Source organism: Traorella massiliensis (assembly GCF_900104665.1).
Lineage (GTDB): Bacteria > Bacillota_I > Bacilli_A > Erysipelotrichales > Erysipelotrichaceae > Traorella > Traorella massiliensis.
This window is the reverse complement of sequence record NZ_LT629969.1, coordinates 645,666-664,614: the sequence shown is the minus strand read 5'-3', so window position 1 is coordinate 664,614 and position 18,949 is coordinate 645,666. Positions and strand designations below refer to the sequence as shown.

The 18,949-nt window shown below is 37.6% G+C and carries 18 protein-coding genes; all 18 read right to left on the bottom strand.

Annotation, left to right across the window (positions count from 1 at the left end):
• Positions 1-7: 7 nt before the first annotated feature.
• Positions 8-1,450, bottom strand: a complete 1,443-nt coding sequence (locus BQ5367_RS10455; protein ID WP_071442439.1) for an LCP family protein — start codon at positions 1,448-1,450, stop codon at positions 8-10.
• 71 nt (positions 1,451-1,521) lie between these two features.
• Positions 1,522-2,925, bottom strand: coding sequence for a bifunctional ADP-dependent NAD(P)H-hydrate dehydratase/NAD(P)H-hydrate epimerase (locus BQ5367_RS10450; RefSeq protein ID WP_071442438.1), 1,404 nt, complete (start codon positions 2,923-2,925; stop codon positions 1,522-1,524).
• A 51-nt stretch (positions 2,926-2,976) separates the two neighbouring features.
• On the bottom strand, positions 2,977-4,032 hold the full coding sequence (gene rseP / locus BQ5367_RS10445; RefSeq protein ID WP_071442437.1) for an RIP metalloprotease RseP: 1,056 nt from the start codon (positions 4,030-4,032) through the stop codon (positions 2,977-2,979).
• The gene (gene dxr / locus BQ5367_RS10440; RefSeq protein ID WP_071442436.1) at positions 4,032-5,186 is read right to left on the bottom strand and encodes a 1-deoxy-D-xylulose-5-phosphate reductoisomerase; all 1,155 of its coding nucleotides are present in this window, start codon (positions 5,184-5,186) and stop codon (positions 4,032-4,034) included. The genes rseP and dxr overlap by 1 nt, the downstream gene beginning before the upstream one ends.
• Entirely contained in the window at positions 5,183-5,947 is a 765-nt protein-coding gene (locus BQ5367_RS10435; protein ID WP_071442435.1) for a phosphatidate cytidylyltransferase, read from the bottom strand. The genes dxr and BQ5367_RS10435 overlap by 4 nt, the downstream gene beginning before the upstream one ends.
• Positions 5,944-6,642 carry an isoprenyl transferase gene (locus BQ5367_RS10430; protein WP_071442434.1) on the bottom strand — a complete coding sequence of 233 codons (699 nt, stop codon included), beginning with the start codon at positions 6,640-6,642 and terminating at the stop codon, positions 5,944-5,946. The genes BQ5367_RS10435 and BQ5367_RS10430 overlap by 4 nt, the downstream gene beginning before the upstream one ends.
• Positions 6,643-6,685: 43 nt before the next feature.
• Positions 6,686-7,258 (bottom strand): ribosome recycling factor, encoded by a 573-nt coding sequence (frr, locus tag BQ5367_RS10425; protein ID WP_235858764.1) that lies wholly within the window; start codon positions 7,256-7,258, stop codon positions 6,686-6,688.
• A complete protein-coding gene (pyrH, locus tag BQ5367_RS10420; protein ID WP_071442433.1) occupies positions 7,236-7,940 on the bottom strand; it encodes a UMP kinase in 705 nt (234 codons plus the stop codon). Before pyrH ends, frr begins: the two co-directional genes overlap by 23 nt.
• A gap of 70 nt (positions 7,941-8,010) precedes the next feature.
• Positions 8,011-8,592, bottom strand: a complete 582-nt coding sequence (locus tag BQ5367_RS10415; RefSeq protein ID WP_071442432.1) for a YczE/YyaS/YitT family protein — start codon at positions 8,590-8,592, stop codon at positions 8,011-8,013.
• Positions 8,585-9,895: a UDP-N-acetylmuramoyl-L-alanine--D-glutamate ligase gene (gene murD, locus BQ5367_RS10410; RefSeq protein ID WP_071442431.1), complete on the bottom strand. Its 1,311-nt coding sequence runs from the start codon at positions 9,893-9,895 to the stop codon at positions 8,585-8,587. The genes BQ5367_RS10415 and murD overlap by 8 nt, the downstream gene beginning before the upstream one ends.
• A gap of 1 nt (position 9,896) precedes the next feature.
• Positions 9,897-10,856 (bottom strand): phospho-N-acetylmuramoyl-pentapeptide-transferase, encoded by a 960-nt coding sequence (mraY, locus tag BQ5367_RS10405; protein WP_071442430.1) that lies wholly within the window; start codon positions 10,854-10,856, stop codon positions 9,897-9,899.
• A 4-nt stretch (positions 10,857-10,860) separates the two neighbouring features.
• The gene (locus tag BQ5367_RS10400; RefSeq protein WP_071442429.1) at positions 10,861-12,195 is read right to left on the bottom strand and encodes a Mur ligase family protein; all 1,335 of its coding nucleotides are present in this window, start codon (positions 12,193-12,195) and stop codon (positions 10,861-10,863) included.
• On the bottom strand, positions 12,180-14,072 hold the full coding sequence (locus BQ5367_RS10395) for a penicillin-binding transpeptidase domain-containing protein (RefSeq protein WP_235858763.1): 1,893 nt from the start codon (positions 14,070-14,072) through the stop codon (positions 12,180-12,182). The genes BQ5367_RS10400 and BQ5367_RS10395 overlap by 16 nt, the downstream gene beginning before the upstream one ends.
• Before the next feature lie 46 nt (positions 14,073-14,118).
• Complete coding sequence (locus tag BQ5367_RS10390) at positions 14,119-14,952, bottom strand: DUF4358 domain-containing protein (protein WP_071442427.1); 834 nt, start codon at positions 14,950-14,952, stop codon at positions 14,119-14,121.
• Between the two features lie 86 nt (positions 14,953-15,038).
• Positions 15,039-17,267 (bottom strand): penicillin-binding protein, encoded by a 2,229-nt coding sequence (locus BQ5367_RS10385; RefSeq protein ID WP_071442426.1) that lies wholly within the window; start codon positions 17,265-17,267, stop codon positions 15,039-15,041.
• Positions 17,268-17,279: 12 nt separating this feature from the next.
• Complete coding sequence (locus BQ5367_RS10380) at positions 17,280-17,585, bottom strand: hypothetical protein (protein ID WP_071442425.1); 306 nt, start codon at positions 17,583-17,585, stop codon at positions 17,280-17,282.
• Between the two features lies 1 nt (position 17,586).
• Positions 17,587-18,519: a 16S rRNA (cytosine(1402)-N(4))-methyltransferase RsmH gene (gene rsmH / locus BQ5367_RS10375; protein WP_071442424.1), complete on the bottom strand. Its 933-nt coding sequence runs from the start codon at positions 18,517-18,519 to the stop codon at positions 17,587-17,589.
• Positions 18,516-18,941: a division/cell wall cluster transcriptional repressor MraZ gene (gene mraZ / locus BQ5367_RS10370; protein ID WP_408033456.1), complete on the bottom strand. Its 426-nt coding sequence runs from the start codon at positions 18,939-18,941 to the stop codon at positions 18,516-18,518. Before mraZ ends, rsmH begins: the two co-directional genes overlap by 4 nt.
• Positions 18,942-18,949 lie beyond the last annotated feature (8 nt).

Here is an 18,949-nt window from a genome sequence, read left to right as displayed (position 1 = left end):
TCTTTCATTATTCACTGCTTCCTTCTTTAATAGCCCTGATTTCTCCTAAAACTCTTTCCAAAGAAGTTTCATCCGGATACATGACATAAGCATTAAAACCATTTGCAGGTGTCCAGTCCGTTCCACCGGTTCCAGTCAAGGCATCCGAAGTAATTGTCCACCCTTGCATATCATTCAGCTGCATTTTGATCAGTGAATTGATTTCACTTTCACTCATATTTGTCTGGAAAGTACCGCTGATGGCATCCAGAAAAGAAAGATAGTTCGTAATAATAGCCGGTGAAGTTACTTTATTAATGATTCCAGTTAATACTCTTGTCTGGTTCGCAATACGTACATTATCGCCACCGCCAAAAGAATAGCGTTCTCTAGAGAAAGCTAAGGCTTGTGCCCCATTAAGGTGATTGACACCTTGAGTAAAAGTATATCCGCCAGCACTAAAAGCATATTCACTGTTAACATCAATACCGCCAAGCGCATCTACGATTTTTTCTAAAGAAGAGAAATTGATGCGCACATAATAGTTGATATCTATTCCCATATAATTCGATACGGATTCTACCGTACAATCTACTCCGAAAATACCCGTATGAGTCAGCTTATCTAACTGATTTGCCTGACATACTTGTGGAATATAATAATCTCTTGGAATATCGACGATAAAGATTTGATGGGTGGCTGGATTAACGGTCATGACCTTATTGACATCACTTCGGCCTACTGTAGAAATACTGCCGCTTTGATCAATTCCAGTCAAATAAACCGTAAACGGTTCTGATGTTACATCAACATTTACTGAAATATCTTTTTGTTCTTCTTCATAGACATAGCTTTGGATCACCCTTGTTTCATTTGAAAATTCCGGATGATTTTCATCAAACTGGCTTCTAAAAGCTTCATTTAATATAATAGCTTCTACATCTCCATTATATAAGGCATCTGCGAAACGGTCAAAAGCTACATAATCTTGTATAGAAAACGCTGAATTAACTTCTCTTATTTCATCTAACGCCTTTTCAATATAGCTATAATCACCAACATTGATATTACCAATTGTCTGTGAAAGATCTTCTATTGATTCAATAGGACTATCTTTTAAGACTATGACGCTTACTTCAATCTTATTTGTGTTATCCGAAACAATATTTTTTATAGCGGAATTTGTTCTATATATGTAGACACTTCCAAAGATCATTACAGCACTAAGAATAGCCATGATAATTTTTCCCAGTGTCTTATTTGTCTTATGAATTTTCTTAGACATCTGTAAACTGATCAACATCAGTGCTATGATAAATACAATAACTGCAACCACTGCATAGTACATCAACGGAAGCTTATCCAGCATATAAAGCAATACCAGAAAGATAATGCTTATAAGTAAGAAAACAGCGGAAAATATAATATCAATCGTATTTTTTTCCGGTTTCTTCGATTTTCTTTTACTCATAATTCCCTACCTCGATTCAAAACGTTTTTATTATAGCACAATTCTATATAAATATATCAAAAAACATAATTTTACACATTCTCAAATTTCTTCATCATAAAGGGTATTTCTTCAATAATTTTTGATGGCAAGACAGTATGCATCTTTTGAGCCAGCTGATCCCCGATCGCTCCGTGAAGATAGACACCCTTACAGGCACTTTGAAGAGGATCATACCCCTGTGCCAGAAGGCTCACGATGATACCTGACAACACATCACCGCTTCCTCCTGTAGCCATTGCCCCATTTCCACTCATACAGCGATAGCTTTGATGACCATCTGTAATTAATGTATGTGGTCCTTTTAACACAACGATGATGTGATACTTTTTCGCAAATTCAATGGCACTCATCGTAGGATCATCCAGTTCGGGACAAAGCCGTTTAAACTCCCCTAAATGCGGTGTTATGATAATTGATCGCTGTCCATCCAGCCAATCTAAATGTGAAGCAAGAACATTTAAAGCACATGCATCAATGACAAGCGGCATCTGCGTATGATGCAATACATATCTCAACAATTCTTCGCCACCATCCAAACCACAGCCAATCAAAGCCGCTTGATACCCACTCATCTTGGCAACTTGTTCAAAAGAAGCATGGATCGCTTCAGGAACAGCGAGTGAAGCTGCTTGCAAAACACGAGGATCAGAACAAAGACAAGTAAGACCACATCCCGTATAAACAGAAGCTTTTGTGCTCAGCAAAGCTGCTCCTTGATATTGCTCACTGCCACAGATCAAAAAGCTTCTTCCATAAGTATATTTATGTCCATCATAGCTTTTCTTTTGAAAAGAAATCTGATCAAGACTTTCACAAAGACAAATCTGATTTGAAAAGTCTTCAACTTTAAGTCTTTTTATCACTACTTCACCTGTATGTTTCATCGCATCAGGATGAAAAAAACCTAATTTATAAGCAAAAAAAGTAATTGTTTTAGTAGCATGGATACAATTTTCAAAACATTTTCCACTATCACAATCCATTCCACTAGGTACATCAATCGAAACAATCGGAATAGAAGAATCATTCATCTTCTGAATCATTTCACCCTCAATACCTAACGGATTTGAATGACAGCCAAAGCCAAACATGGCATCAATAAGCAAATCACACTTTTTGAAAGCTTCATCCTTTTCTTCCACCAATAATCCTTTTTCAAGACATAACTGATAATAATAGTTACATGCCTGACTTAAATGATCTTGTTTACAAGAAATAACAGAAACATGTTTTTTCATTTTTAAAAGTTTCAAAGCCAAAGCATAACCATCCGCTCCATTATTCCCTCTTCCACAGACTACACAGATATGATCTTTGTCCAAAATTTCTTCCAATACACATTCTGCAGCCTTATCCACCAATTCTTCGATAGTATATTTTTCAAGCAATATTTCATCGATTTTTTTCATCTGTGCCCGACTAGCTATCAACATACCATCACCTCTTTGTCATATTATACCATAAAAAAAGGACAATAAATGTCCTTAAAATAATCGTCCGATATCATTGGCTGTCGCAAACACCATCAATAAGACGATCAGTACCAGCCCCACAAGCATAATTGCAGTCTGTATCTTTTCTGATAAACGTCGGCCAATGATCTTTTCAATGGCAACGATGATGATTCTTCCGCCATCTAATATTGGAATTGGAAATAAATTAAAGATACCCACATTTAATGAAAGAAGTCCTACCCATAAGATCAAAGCATTTAAACCTTCCGAAGCAACCTGACTCGTTGCCTGATAGATTCCGATAGGTCCGCTCACATCCTGCAGGCCTACACCACGAATTAAATTACCAAATGCCTGAATGATTTGTCCCATCATTTCAAATAGCATTTCAGCTCCATAATAGAAAGATTCATACCATGCGATAGTTCTAACCTTAGGCTGTGAATTAAAGCCCACTAGATAGCGTTGCAAAGTTTCATCATATTGTGGTTCTACTACAAAATTTAACGTCTTTGAACCACGTTCAATTGTATAGATCACACTTCCACCTGTATAATTGCTCATACCTTCTACCAAATCATCAAACGTTTCAGGAATGATTTCTTCGCCATCAGGAAGTACCATCTTGACGATCCGGTCCCCTTCCATCATACCTACTGTGGCTGCCGGTGAATTTTCCACGATTGAACCAACAATTGGATCAGAAGGAGCGCTCACATAGCCTCTGGCCATGACGACACCAATAAAAATCGCAAAAGCTAATAAAATATTTAACGTTGCCCCAGCAGCCATGACCACGATCTGTTTCCATGTTTTGATACCATTGATCGTTCTTTCAAAAGGAATTCCTTCGATATCACTGCCTTCTTCACCAGCCATCTGGACATAACCGCCTAGCGGAATAGCACGAATTGATATCGTCGTTTCTGATTTTTTATACTGATAAATCGCCGGTCCCATGCCAATAGAAAATTCAGAACAATAAACGCCAAATTTCTTTGCCACAATCAAATGTCCCAACTCATGAATAATGATGATGATTGACAATACAACGAAAAAAATGATTAGAGAAATAAGTATATCCATTAAAATCCGCCTTTCAGTATATCATTTACATAATTTCTTGTTGCTGTGTCTGCTTCAAAAATCTCTTCTAATGAAGCATCTTTTTTATATTCGATATGCTTTAATGCTTTCATGATCAGCTTTTCAATATCTAAAAAAGCAATCTTTTCTTCCAAAAATGCCTGAACCGCCACTTCATTTGATGCATTTAAAATCGCACAGGCATTTCCTTCCTTTCTTCCACACTCATATGCAACTTTCAATAACGGGAAACGTTCAAAATCAGGTTTTTCAAAGTGAAGACATCCAATAGCACTCAAATCACAGACTTCTCCATTGATCAGTTCATCTCGATCTGGACAGCTAAGCGCATATTGAATTGGCAGGCGCATATCAGCCGTTCCCATCTGTGCCAAAAGAGCTGTATCTCTTGTCTGGATCAATGAATGTATGATACTTTCACGATGAACCAAAACATCTATTTGATCATAATCCATATCAAATAAATAATGAGCTTCAATAACTTCAAAGCCTTTATTCATCAATGTTGCGCTATCTATCGTGATCTTAGCTCCCATTTGCCAGTTTGGATGCGAAAGAGCCTCTTTCACAGTCACATTTTCTAATTCATCACGGTTTTTATCACGGAAGCTTCCACCACTAGCTGTAATGATCAGCTTTGCGACATCACTGCGCCGTACACCTTGAAGACATTGAAAAATAGCTGAATGTTCACTATCGATTGGTGTTAATCGTACCTGATATTTCTTGATTGCTGAAGAAACAAACTTACCACCGACAACTAGTGTTTCCTTATTCGCCAAGGCGATATTCTTATGATGTTCAATCGCACATAAGGTTGGCTTTAGTCCAACAAAACCTACAAGCGCATTTACGACCCAGTCACCTTCATCTAAGCTGACAAGTTCTAAAAGGCCTTCATCACCACTCATGAAATGTACCTGCGGATATTCCTTTTCAAGCAATTTCTGATCTTCATAGCTCCCAACACAGACGTATTTCACAGGCCATTTTGCCAAAATCCGATGTACTTCATTGATTCTTTTTCCTACGCTGAAAGCAATTAATTCATACTGATCCGGATGATGCTCGATCACATCTAACGTCTGGGTTCCGATCGAACCGCTTGCACCTAATAAAATAATCCTTTTCATAGCACCACCATCATTAAAAAGTAAAAACAAACTAAATTAAACAATAAGGAATCTACCCTGTCTAATATACCGCCATGTCCTGGCAAAAGATTTCCAAAATCTTTGATCTTATAACATCTTTTGATTGCGGAAAAAGCCAGATCGCCGATTTGCCCAAAAATCGGACAGCAGATTCCCGAAAGCAAAACAAGGAAAAATTCCCGTTTATTCATAAATAATTTCCAAAACAGTAATGAAAACAAAAAACCAAAGACCCATCCGCCAATACTTCCTTCAATTGTTTTCTTTGGTGAGATGCGTTCATTCAATTTATGCTTTCCAAAAAAACGTCCACATAAATAAGCAAACGAATCACAGCTATACGTAGCAACAATAATTAGTGTCATATAACGTGGACCCAAAGCATAGATTTCTTGCACAGCATTACCTACAAGAATAAAAAAAGCAATAAAGCTCATACAAATAAATGAGTCTTTTGGTGTAAATCGTACATGCCAGACTGGCAATGCCAAAAGCAAAAGATAAATGATCCCTACATAAGCAAATACGATATCAGATGGAATATATAAACCTATCCATTCTAATAAAATCAGCATGATGACAAAAGATAATGGAAACGGATCATCTGCCAGTTTTGAAAATTCATAAGTACCTACAGCCACGATAAATAATATCAGACCTTCCATAAAAATACCACCAAAGACAAGACATGGTATGACTACTGCCAATATAGCGATCATGGTCAATATACGAGTTTTCATTTCAAACCTCCAAAACGTCGATTACGATGATGAAATTCACAAATACACTCATCAAACTGATTTTCATCAAAATCAGGCCATGCACATGATACAAATATCATTTCTGCATATGCTATCTGCCACAAAAGAAAATTGCTGACTCTTATTTCACCACTAGTCCGAATCAAAAGATCAACATCACTTGTCTCACTCATCAGACATGAAGCAAATTCTTCTTCAGTAATCTCTTCTATTTCCTTTTTCTGTAGCTTTTCAGCGGCTTTTTGAGCAGCCGTGACAATTTCCCTTCGACCGCCATAATTCACAGCTAAACAAAGATTTAAGCCTGTATTCTCAGCAGTCTGCGCTACAGCATCTTTAATAATCCGAGCTGTATTCTGTGGAAAACGTTCAATTTCACCAATATAGGTAACTCGTATATTTTCTCTTTTCAATTCCGCAATATATTTTTTAAAAAATATGGCCGGTAATTTAAAAAGATAATTTTTTTCTTCTTCTGGGCGAGCCCAGTTTTCAGTTGAAAAAGCATACAGCGTTAAGCTTTTCACATGATTTCTATTAGCATGTAATGCAATACGCCGTACATTTTCACTTCCTGCAAGATGTCCAGCTGTACGTGGTTTATTTTGAGCTTTGGCCCAGCGGCCATTGCCATCCATGATAATAGCAATATGCTTTGGATATTCAAATGACATGACTTCCCTCCTTAAAGCAAAACCCACATGTTGTGGGTATTTGTTAGATAGACATGATTTCTTTTGATTTCACAGCAACGATTTCATCCACTTTCTTTGTGAATTCATCTGTCAATTTCTGCACTTTTTCATTCGCACGTTTTACATCATCTTCTGTCAGTTCTTTATTCTTCTTAATGCTGTCATTCGCTTCACGGCGAATATTACGAATGGCAACTTTAGCATCTTCGCCCACCTTGCTGGCATCCTTGCTGAGTTCCTTACGTGTTTCCTCTGTCAACTGAGGAACATTTAAACGAATCACATCACCGTCATTCATTGGTGTAAGACCAATATTAGCGGCATTGATCGCCTTTTCAACATCTCTAAGGATCGTCTTATCATAAGGCTTTACTACCAATTGACGTCCCTCTACAACGCTAATAGAAGCCATCTGATTCAAAGGAGTAGGACTTCCATAATATTCTACTTCTACTCTTTCTAAAATATTTGGATTAGCACGTCCTGTGCGAATCTGCGCCAAATGGCTCTGCAATGTTTCAATTGCCTTATTCATTTTTTCTCTAGCTTGATCTAATGTTTGTTGCATAATCTTACTTGCTGATGGTCGTTCCATCAACTTCTCCTTTCACTGCTTTTAAAATATTTCCTTCTTTATTCATATTGAATACGATCAAATCGACATTATTATCCATGCACATGCTTGTAGCTGTCACATCCATCACATGCAGATTCTTGTTGATCAGCTCTAAGTAAGTCAGCTTCTCATATTTGACCGCATCGCTCACAATTTTTGGATCGGCACTATAAACACCATCCACACCATTTTTGGCCATCAAGATGACATCCGCTTTGATTTCACTAGCTCTCAGGGCAGCTGTCGTATCCGTTGAGAAATAAGGATTTCCCGTTCCTGCTCCAAAAATAACGACTCTGCCTTTCTCAAGATGACGCAAACACTTTCTTAAAATATAAGGCTCAGCCACCTTATTCATGGAAATAGCTGTCTGAACTCTTGTTGGAACACCAATCTGTTCAAGGGCATTTTGTACTGCCAAGGCATTGATCACTGTTGCCAGCATCCCCATATTATCAGCCTGTGTTCTTTCCAGTCCCATTTCCTCACACACTTTACCACGGATGAAGTTACCGCCTCCAACAACGATGGCCAATTCCACCCCCGTATCATGCACTTCTTTGATTTCCTGCGCCAATTTGCGCAACACTTGCGGATCGAACGCATGATCTTTGGAAGATAGGGCCTCCCCGCTCAGCTTCAATAAGACTCTTTTATACATAATTGTTCTCCTGACTTATTCTAACCTTTTTTATTATACAAGAAAAAGGCTTCTTTCTCAACACTCAATCCTATTTTTCATCAATTTGTCTTAAATGCGTATGAAAAAACTGCATCATATAACCTATCGTTAACACACTGACAATAGGACCCAGACTCAATTTCGCTCCTAAGAGCATCCCTAAGATAACGAGTATCAGATCAAAAGATGAGCGTATCATTCGTATTGTATATTTTGTTTTATTCACGATTCCAAAGATCAAACCATCAAAAGCACCTCTTCCAAAATTAGCACTTCCATAGTAAACGATCCCACCGGCCAACAATACTAAACCTATCAGCAATAAAAACAAACGGATAAGAAAAAGCTCACTTTCTAACGGCAAAAGACTTATCAGATCCATTGATAAAGAAACCAATACAGAATTAACGACGGTTCCGATCCCTAATTGTGAACGATCAATGAAAAAAAGCATTAATATAATAACTCCACTTACCAAAAGATTTGCCGTACCATAGCTCATACCCGTTTGAATATGAATTCCTTCCCAGAAAAGAGCCATGGGATCTACACCAAATCCGCCTTTCATCGCTATTGCGATACCGCCACCCATCACGATCGATCCCACGATCAGGCGAATGACCCTACGCATGAATGATCCTTAGACAAGCTTCACGGAATAAATCTCCACGCTGTTCATAATTATCAAATTGATCATAACTGCTGCAAGCAGGAGAAAGCAAGATCACATCCCCCTTTTGTGCTATATCAAAAGCTTTTTCAAGGGCCTCCTGCATTGTTTCACAAGTAGTAGAATGTGTAAATTCAGCCGCAATTTTTTCTTTGGTCTGTCCAAAGGTAAAAGCATGCTTGACACGTTCATCATAATCATGCAGTTCATCAAAGCTAATCCCTTTATCCTTACCTCCGGCAAGTAACAGAATGTTCTTTTCAAAAGAAGCTAAGGCAATACATGCCGCTTGCGTATTGGTCGCCTTTGAATCATTATAGAAAGAAATACCTTCTTTTTCACCAATATATTCAATACGATGCTCAATACCCTTAAATTCTTTTAATGCCTTTTCGACATTTTCATAAGAAACACCCATCTTAATCGCCATGGCTGCCGCAATCATCGCATTGCTGACATTATGTTCACCAACGACCTTCAGATCTTTTACATAAAATAGATGCTTCCCTCTTAACAAAGCTTCACCATTGCACACATAAAGATCTACATCCTGACGCTTTAATGAAAAATCAATGATCTCACATTGAATATTCTTTGCATAATGCATCACTGTCTCATCATCTACATTGCGTAAAAACCAGTCATCCTCCTTTTGATTCATCGCAATACGCATTTTTGATTCATAATAAGATTCCAAAGTCGGCATATAATCCAAATGATCAGGAGCTAAGTTACAGACAACACTTACTTCAGGGCGAAATGTTTCAATACCTAAAAGCTGAAAATTACTCAATTCAAGTGCAATGTCCTTTTCCTCATCTTCATGTTCAAATACGATCTCACTTAACGGTGTACCGATGTTGCCTGCTGCTAAGGCACGATGATTCATCTTTAAACATGCCTCAAGCATGCTTGTAATCGTTGTTTTACCATTTGTTCCCGTTACTGCGCCATAATGAAATTTCTTTGCATAGCGATAAGCAATTTCAATTTCTGTATAGATCTTTACATGATTCCTGACAAAATAATCGATAATATCTACATTATAGCGAATACCCGGATTTTTTACGACAAATTCATAGCCTGTATTCTTCAAAGATGCCGGATGCCCGTTATCATAGACAATCATTCCATCTTCTTCCAATTCATTTTTCTCTTTGATTTCTTTTTGATCCGTCAATATGACTTCATAGCCATGACGTTTTAAAAGCTTTGCTGCCGCAATACCGCTCTTAGCTGCACCAATCACCAGTACTTTTTTCATTTTATAGGACCCCCATCAGATAACCCACGATCGCAAAGACCGCTTCAATACACCAAAACATCAAAACAACCTGTTTTTCATTCATACCGCCTAATTCAAAGTGATGATGTAAAGGAGCCATTCTAAACACTCTTTTTCCTGTCAGTTTGAAAGAAGTTACCTGAATGATGACACTCAATACTTCCAGCACGAACATACCACCAATAACAACTAACAAAATTTCTTGTTTTAAAACCATTGCTACAGCTGCTAATAAGCCGCCTAGAGCCAAACTGCCCGTATCGCCCATAAATATTTTAGCCGGAAAGAAATTGTTCTTTAAGTAAGCCAATAAGCTTCCAAAAACCGCCATCAGGAAAACACCTAACCCATATTCTCCCTGCAAGATTGAAAATAAGATAAACGGCGCTAAAGCAATCAATACACAACCGCTGCTCAACCCATCCAGACCATCTGTTAAGTTCACAGCATTGCTTTCTGCAGTAAACATAATTAAGATCAGTACAAAATAGAACCATCCCAAATCAATTTCAACATGTGTAAATGGAATCAAGATACCCATTGAAGAAACATTTCGATACATGAAGAAAATGATCACAGCTAAAATCAATTGCAGTAAAAATTTTGCTGATGGTGATAAACCATCATTATTTTTTTTCACGACAATCAAGAAATCATCAATAAAACCAATCAAGGAATAACCAACATAAGAAATGATCACAATCTGTATTTTAGTATCTAACAAAGCCTGTGGCATCAAAATAGCCAATACGATGATCGGTACTAACACAAAAACAAAGCCGCCCATGGTCGGTGTACCTGTTTTTTTCAAATGACTTTTAGGGCCATCCTGACGAATGCTTTGTCCGAATTTAATTTTATGTAGAAAGGGAATTACTAAAGGATAGATTCCCAAGGATACTACAAGACTGATAACTAAAGCTACTATAAATATCTGCATAAATTCAACCTCTTTCACACTGGCATATACATGCCTTATCATTATAAGGAGTTTTAACTCCCTTGGCAATCAGAAATTGTTCATTTCCTTTACCTGCAAGCAGTATTATATCATTTAACTGCGATAAGATAAAAGCTTTATGAACCGCTTCAGCTCTTTTTTCGATCACGATGACATTATGAAAACGCTCCAGCTCCATATCTTTCACGATCTTTTCAAAAGATTCATTACGGCTGTTATCTTCCGTAACGATCACGATGTCACATAAAGAAGCAGCAATCTGAGCCATCGGCGCACGTTTTTTCTGATCTCTTTCGCCACCGCAGCCAAATACACAAATCAGTCGCTTTTGAACATGCTTTTTCAAAAAAGAAGCAACAACAGCCAGTGAATCTGGCGTATGGGCATAATCAATCACAATGCTGCGTGAAGCTAGTTCAAAAATCTCCATCCTTCCCTCTACCGGTTTTAATAACGATATTAGAGGAACACATTTTTTAAAATCAATGTTCATACTTTCTAAACACGCTAAAACGGCTCCAAGATTCATGATCGTATGTTCTCCAGCCAAATTCGCCACAAAATCATATTCTCTAACAGAAAAACGGCATTCATTTAATGTAGTGTTCCCTGCTTTAAGCTGAAAACGTCCCTTAATACCATAAGGAATCACTCTTTCTCTTTCAAACTGAAACATCCGATGTAAATTCAGCTGATCATAATGAAGCAATATCTTCCCTTCCTGTTTCAAATAAAAGCGCAGTTTAAACTTAGAATACTGATAATGTGTAAAAGTAAGATGATAATCTAAATGTTCAGGTGTAATATTCGTATAAATGATACGATCAAAACGGATAAAGGCCAAACGGTTCTCTTCAATGGCATGTGAAGAAACTTCCATGATAATACAATCGATCTGATCACGATGTTTCAAAAAAACCTTTAAATTCTCCATCACATTCATGGTCGTATTGTCACTTTCCACATGTTTATCTTCAAACTCATTTACCTGCGTTCCTAATCGGATACAGCGATAACCTAACATTGTCAGCATCTGCTTAAGAAAATGCGTTACACTGGTCTTCCCATTCGTTCCTGTAACCCCAATAACAAAATAATGAGCACTTGGATCATCATAAAAAAAGCATAAAAGTTCCCCTAAATATTTTTCTTCAACCACATATGCATTTCTTGCCAAAGCATCTTCTTTATATCGTTCTCCTGCATAGATACTATTTTTATCACATTCTCTAGAATCATGAGTGATATTATAAATGACCCGATTTTCATCAGTATCCAAGCCGATCGCCTGTAAACATTCTTTCAATTGTCGAGACAAACCAGCACCACCTTTCCATTTTCTTGAAGATAGGTATTTGATGACGGATACTGTTCAACCACCTTATCACCATCGCCTATGAATTCAAATTCTAATCCTTCCTGAATACAATCTTCTTTAGAAAGTCCAATAAAATTACCAACTTGTATCATTTTTGGATCAAGCCACGTCGTTTTCTTTGGAATCTGTGTCTGTGCTTTTTCTACTTCCAAATAAGGCAGTATATCCTCATACATATTTCTGACAACAGGAGCAACGACCGTACCGCCATATTGAATATTATTCTGTGGCGAATCACAGGCAACATATAAGACAATCTTCGGATCATCCATAGAAGCGGCACTTAAAAAAGAGAGTACATATTCATTACTTAAATAAACGCCATTCACTGCCTTTTGGGCAGTGCCACTCTTACCGCCAATCTTATAACCATAGATATACGAATTCTTGCCACCGCCATTAGCTACTACACTTTCTAAGGCAACTCGCATCAATGCACTGGTCTTTTCAGATATAACCGTCCCTTGACTTTCCGGCTGTTTTTCATACAAATCTTCTCCTGTCAAAGGATTTGTGACTGATGAAACAATATAAGGCTTATAAAGCGTACCCCCATTGATAACTGCACTAAAGGCTCGTACTAACTGTAAAGGAGTAGCACTAATTCCCTGACCAAAAGCAACCGTTGCTGACTCCACAGGACCCATTGCATCATAGTCAAACATGATACCACTGCTTTCTCCTGGAAGATCGATACCTGTCTTCTTGCCAAATCCAAAGTTCATGACATATTCATACAGTTTTTCTTGTCCAAGCCGACGACCGATTTCCACAAAACCCGGATTACTGGAGTTTTCCAGCACTTCAAGAAAAGTTTGCTGGCCATGTCCTCCTGCCTTCCATGATTTAATACGTGCTCCCTCAACAATTTCATACCCACGGTCATAATAAGTATCTGTATACATATCAAAACATTTTTCTTCCAAAGCACTCGCAAAAGTAATGCTTTTAAATGTAGACCCCGGTTCAAAAGACATCCAGATCGGTAAATTACGATTTAATGTCTCAATATCATAATTTTGATATTCATTAGGATCAAAATCCGGTTTGCTGACCATTGCTAAAATGGCTCCAGTGTTAGGATCCATCGCAATTGCCAAGGCACTTGTCGGCTGATACTTCAACATCATCAGATTCATTTCTCTTTCTACAATTGATTGAATCGTTGAATCTATACTTAAAACAAGATCATTCCCATACCCATAATGAACCACTTCCTCCTCCAATGCCAATAGATTACCCTTTGCATCAAAAGATATTTTTAAATCACCGCTTTCAGCCTTTAAATATTCATCATATTCCAATTCCAGACCACTAAGCCCCTGATGATCGATGCCACAAAAACCAAGCACCTGAGAAAGATAAGCACCATTAGGATAATAACGCTTTGAATCCTGTACAAGAATAATTCCTTCTAAATCTTCTTCCATGATCTTATCTCGCTGCTCATCCGTAATATTTCGCCCTTCCGGCTGTAACTTCTGAGTAGAAACCCTTTTTTCTAGTTTTGCTAACAGATCTGCTTCATCACACGCTAAGATTTCACTAAGAATTTTAGCGGTACGAGGAGCATCCTTAATCATCAAAGGAACTGCCATCACGCTCGTACTAGGCATATTAATAGCCAAAACTTCCTGATTACTGCTGTAGATCGTTCCTCTTTTCCCAGATATTTTAAAATCACGCTGCCAAAGATTCTCTGCTCTTTCTAAAATCGTTGCATGATGAAACAACTGTTCATACATCAGCTTAAAACAAATCAATAAGAAAACAAGTCCAATGATGACTCTTACCATACGCATTCTTTTTAAGTTCATTTCTTTTTGCATATTTTATATTATGATATAAAAAAAAGAAAAAGACCTACTGTAAATAGGTCTTAATTGCTTCAAGCACCCTTTCATTATCCTTTGAAATAATAATGATCTGATACCCTTCTAATTCTGTAACCATCGCATTTTTCACCAGTTCTTCCTCTTGCGGCATTGAAGCATAATCGGTTTCTAAACGCTTTAAATATGAACTTAAAGCATCTTTTACTTCCTCTTCCTGTCCTTCAACAGGTTTTACGATCAAATAAGTTCTAGCACTCGTTAATACCGGTTTTTGAATGGCATAAGAGGAAACCATCGTAAGATCCAAACCATAATCTTCAAGATCACCGTCTTCTGCAGGAGTCAGCACCCCAAATAAAGTTGTACGGGCATTTTGAATGCGGCTTAATACTTCCTGATTATCCGTAGATACGATCAGTGCTATAAAATCTTCATTTTCTTCAATCAGTGCATTTTCAAGCAAATTTTTATCTGTATCATTATCAGCACTTAAAATACGCTGACTTACATAATCCATCAATTCCTGCTTCAGTGCTTCTTCGCACCCACTGACCGGTTTAAATACCATATACATCTGTGCGCTTGTCGGTGAAATACGGACAGTACCGTGAAGAACATTACTAGGTGTAATGCCCAGCACTTCTTCATAATCATAATCATATAAGTCTATTAAATTCTCAAATATATTGTCTTTTTCATATTCCACACTTGAAAGAACATTTGAAATATCAAAGGTCTCTTCTGCCAGATAAGGAAGCTCTTGGTTTAATGTTTCCAGATTTAATGTCTGATCCTGTGGCTGTGAACAAGCAGTTATCAATAAAAAAAGTGAAAGAATCAAACCAAAACGTTTAAGGTTCATGCTTACTCCTCCCTCGTCTTCATTATTATACAGAAAAGCAAAAATAAAATCAAATCGCACAAAAAATCCCATGGGTTACATGGGATTTATTCGAGTTGTATCACAATTTCCGTATCAGAAGTAACGGCTGTATTTTCTGTGACACTTTGGCTTACAACCGTGCCACTGCCATTACAAACAATGTTAAGTCCACTCATTTCTTTGTATATCATAACATCTTTATACGACCAATTGATCATATTTGGCATACTAATATTTACAGAATTTGTTTTGATAAATACATTCTGATTCGTCGTTACAGAATCATTCGAACTTGGATACTGGTCTGTGACCATTGTACCATCACCAATAAATACAGGATGTACATTCATTTCAGACAGTTTCTGATTAACATAATCCATCGTATGATTTTTTAAGGCTGGCATAGAATATTCCTGCCAATTTTCATAATTGGTATCCGTATCGGTTGTTTCTGTAGAACGAATACCTGCTGCTTCATAGGCAACAGTAAAGAGATTCTGATAGAAGCTCTTATCAAAGTCACCAACATGAGAAGACTGGAAGCCATAGTAAACCATGATTTTTGGATCATCACTTGGAGCAGCAGCCATGATATTTGATGTATAAAGAGATTTGCCATATGAACCATTAACCGCAATTTCTCCAGTACCTGTTTTACCAATCATATCAAGTCCTTCAATATTGTAGGAATAACCCGTTCCTTTTTCCGGATCCTGAATAACCTGTTTCATTAGTTCCATGACCTTCTGTGTCGTTTCAGTAGAAAAAATACGCTGTGGATTTCCCTCTTCATCTGTATGAACATATGTCGTTTCTCCTTCATAGACGACATTATTGTTTGCATCTACAATTTTATCAATATAGTAAGGCTTAACCTCATAACCATCATTAAAGATTGTGGTATATGCCTGTACAAGCTGTAATGCCGTGATACTGGAACCTTGTCCATAACCAAAGTTTAAACGGTCAATCGCATAAGTATTATTTTTAATACCTTTTTCTTCAGACATCGATAATCCTTCTACCCCTGTCTGTTTAAAGAAACCCAGACGATCTAAATAATCCCAGAATACATCTGTTTTCAGATAACTTGTCAGTAAAGTGGCAATACAAGTATTAGAAGAACGTACCAGTCCTTCATCAAAGGTAATCGTTCCCCAGCCTGGACGGTAACCATCATTAATATTTCCTTCCAGTGAACATGGTCCTTCTTTACGATAGATTTCAGTATAATCTTCATTATAGCCGATACAGAAACGTCCCGTTTCAACGGTATCAGATCCACGGTAAACGCCTTCTTCCATAGCTATAGCATAAGTAAACGGCTTAATAACAGAACCAGGTTCAAAAGTAAACATGCTTGGCATATCTGTATAAACAAGATCTTCACGTGAATTTAAATCATAGGTTGGATAGCCGCCATAAGCTAATATCTTACCTGTTTCAACTTCCATGACAATGGCCCATGCATTTTCCGCATCATTATTTTCAATCGTTTTTTGTAAACAATCTTCAAGTGCTTCTTGAATATCTTTATCAATCGTTAAATAGACATCGCTTCCATTTGTGGCCACTTCTGTAATACGAGTCGTTCCCGGAAGTGAATAACCATTGGCATCTTTCTGCGAAACGGCCTTACCATCTGTTCCCTTGAGATAATCATCTAAATAGGCTTCAATTCCTACTTGCCCCACTAGACGCTGCTGTTCAGAATTATAACTGGCAAAGCCTAATAAAGTAGAAGCAAAACGACCTGGAGTATAAACTCTTGACACGGTTTTTTCAAACTCGATCCCTGGCAGACCTGTTGTTTCTTTTTCTGGATCTGGCGTATAAACAATTGCCTCAATCGCATCTTTCTGCTCCTGTGTAAGATTTTTTCCTTTTTCTCCTAAATATGTCTGATATTGACCAGTATCCTGAAGATTCAGATATTCCAGGATCTGATCTGCCTCCATCCCTAAGATTGGCGCTAAAGCTTCAGCTGTAAACTGTCTGTCTTCCACATAAGCATAGTCACCTTGACGGTTTTTATCTAGTATTGCAACAATCGTATAAGTATCACTATTTTGCGCAATCGCACTGCCATTACGATCTCTGATCGTTCCTCTTTTAGCCTGCAGTACCTCTACTTTTTCCTGAGAACCCGCTTTTTTCTCCAGTACGTTGATGCCGCTTCTCAGATGGACACCGCTGATGGTAGTGAAAAAGACATTAAATGATATAATGCCTCCAATTAAAACGATTGCTAGAAAAATAACTAATATTTTGATATTAGTTGTATTCTTTTTCATTTAAACCACTCACTATTCTTTTTCATCAATATATGTAATACGATTTGTATCGTAATTTAAATTGACACCGTTAGCAGCACAGATTGACATCAGATAATCTCTTTCTGTATATCTTGCTACTTCAAGACGTAATGTATCCAATTCTTTTTGTTTTTCCTCATTCTCATTGTTTAGCTGTGTCAATTCATAGTTAAGTGACACATTCATGGAGCGAATCACAAAGGTTGATCCAAGATACGCCAAAAGGCTCAAAGCAAAAACAACACTGAGGAGATTCTGCATTTTCAGTTTTCTTTTTTTCTTAACGATTTTAGCCATCTTATTTCACCCTTTCTAATATTCTTAATTTAGCGGAATGGGAACGATTATTCGCTTCCAGTTCCTCTTCACTTGCCGTAATTGGTTTACGGTTTATACAGCGGAAATCTGCCTGCTTGATTTCACTTTCTTTCAATGGAATACGTTTGTCCACATCTTCTGCAGTACTTTTACGTCGGAATGTATCCTTAACGATACGATCTTCCAGTGAATGAAAACTAATAACGCAAATTCGACCGCCTACATTCAAACATTCACAAGCCTCTTCCAAACAGATTTCAAGTTCATGAAGTTCATCATTCACTTCAATACGAATGGCCTGAAAAATTTTTTTTGCCGGATGTCCTTTTTTATTGAGCACCTTCGCCGGATAAGCTGATTTAATACAATCAACAAGTTCGAAAGTAGTTTTGATTGGTTTTTCAGCACGACGCTGCTCTATCTTACGAGCTACCTGTTTCGCAAATGGGTCTTCCCCATAGCGTAGAAATACACGACATAATTCTTCAAAGGAATAGTCATTTACAACGTTTTCAGCACTTAATGACTGACTCTGATCCATTCTCATATCTAATGGTGCATCATAACGATAGGAAAATCCTCGCTTTGCCTCATCAAACTGTGGTGAGCTGACACCCAGATCAAGAAGCAGACCATCAATACCACTGATTTGATATCTTTCAAGCTCTTCTTTTAAATGCTTAAAGCCGTTATGTATCAGGGTCACATTTGTGCCAATTGCCAGCAGTCGTTTGCGACTTTCTTCAATGGCTGCTGCATCTTTATCAAAACAGATCAGTTGCCCTTTAGGAATTCTCTTTAAGATTTCTGCGGAATGCCCGCCTCTTCCAAGCGTACCATCCACATAGATGCCATCTTCTTTGATATTTAAGCCTTCAATACATTCATTTAATAATACACTTACATGTTTCATAGCATAAATTCCGTTAAGCTTTCAGCCAATTCCTCAAAGCTTTCCTCACTGTTTGATATATATTCTTCCCAGACATCCTTTGCCCAAATTTCAACCTTGCTTCCGGCTCCTACTACGACACATTCCTTTTTGATATTAGCCTGTTTGATTAGATTGGCAGGGATCAAAATACGTCCCTGTGAATCAATTTCTACCTCACAAGCTTTGCTTGTCAGAATACGAACAAAAGCACGAGCCTGTGATTTTGTAGCTGGCAAAGTTTGAAGCTGAGCATAAATCTTCTCCCATGCTTCACTCGTATAAAGTGTCAGGCATCCATCCAGTCCCTGAGTGAGAATCAGTCCATCCTTCAGTTCGCTGCGGAAACGAGCTGGAATAATCAGTCTTCCCTTAGCATCAAGGTTGTGAGAAAACTCACCCATGAACATAT

Excerpts from the sequence above, each read along its gene's own strand:
- BQ5367_RS10455 (WP_071442439.1), bottom strand. The coding sequence starts at position 1,450 with ATGAGTAAAAGAAAATCGAAGAAACCGGAAAAAAATACGATTGATATT.
- BQ5367_RS10450 (WP_071442438.1), bottom strand. The coding sequence starts at position 2,925 with ATGTTGATAGCTAGTCGGGCACAGATGAAAAAAATCGATGAAATATTG.
- rseP (WP_071442437.1), bottom strand. The coding sequence starts at position 4,032 with ATGGATATACTTATTTCTCTAATCATTTTTTTCGTTGTATTGTCAATC.
- dxr (WP_071442436.1), bottom strand. The coding sequence starts at position 5,186 with ATGAAAAGGATTATTTTATTAGGTGCAAGCGGTTCGATCGGAACCCAG.
- BQ5367_RS10435 (WP_071442435.1), bottom strand. The coding sequence starts at position 5,947 with ATGAAAACTCGTATATTGACCATGATCGCTATATTGGCAGTAGTCATA.
- BQ5367_RS10430 (WP_071442434.1), bottom strand. The coding sequence starts at position 6,642 with ATGTCATTTGAATATCCAAAGCATATTGCTATTATCATGGATGGCAAT.
- frr (WP_235858764.1), bottom strand. The coding sequence starts at position 7,258 with ATGGAACGACCATCAGCAAGTAAGATTATGCAACAAACATTAGATCAA.
- pyrH (WP_071442433.1), bottom strand. The coding sequence starts at position 7,940 with ATGTATAAAAGAGTCTTATTGAAGCTGAGCGGGGAGGCCCTATCTTCC.
- BQ5367_RS10415 (WP_071442432.1), bottom strand. The coding sequence starts at position 8,592 with ATGCGTAGGGTCATTCGCCTGATCGTGGGATCGATCGTGATGGGTGGC.
- murD (WP_071442431.1), bottom strand. The coding sequence starts at position 9,895 with ATGAAAAAAGTACTGGTGATTGGTGCAGCTAAGAGCGGTATTGCGGCA.
- mraY (WP_071442430.1), bottom strand. The coding sequence starts at position 10,856 with ATGCAGATATTTATAGTAGCTTTAGTTATCAGTCTTGTAGTATCCTTG.
- BQ5367_RS10395 (WP_235858763.1), bottom strand. The coding sequence starts at position 14,072 with ATGAACTTAAAAAGAATGCGTATGGTAAGAGTCATCATTGGACTTGTT.
- BQ5367_RS10390 (WP_071442427.1), bottom strand. The coding sequence starts at position 14,952 with ATGAACCTTAAACGTTTTGGTTTGATTCTTTCACTTTTTTTATTGATA.
- BQ5367_RS10385 (WP_071442426.1), bottom strand. The coding sequence starts at position 17,267 with ATGAAAAAGAATACAACTAATATCAAAATATTAGTTATTTTTCTAGCA.
- BQ5367_RS10380 (WP_071442425.1), bottom strand. The coding sequence starts at position 17,585 with ATGGCTAAAATCGTTAAGAAAAAAAGAAAACTGAAAATGCAGAATCTC.
- rsmH (WP_071442424.1), bottom strand. The coding sequence starts at position 18,519 with ATGAAACATGTAAGTGTATTATTAAATGAATGTATTGAAGGCTTAAAT.
- mraZ (WP_408033456.1), bottom strand. The coding sequence starts at position 18,941 with ATGGGTGAGTTTTCTCACAACCTTGATGCTAAGGGAAGACTGATTATT.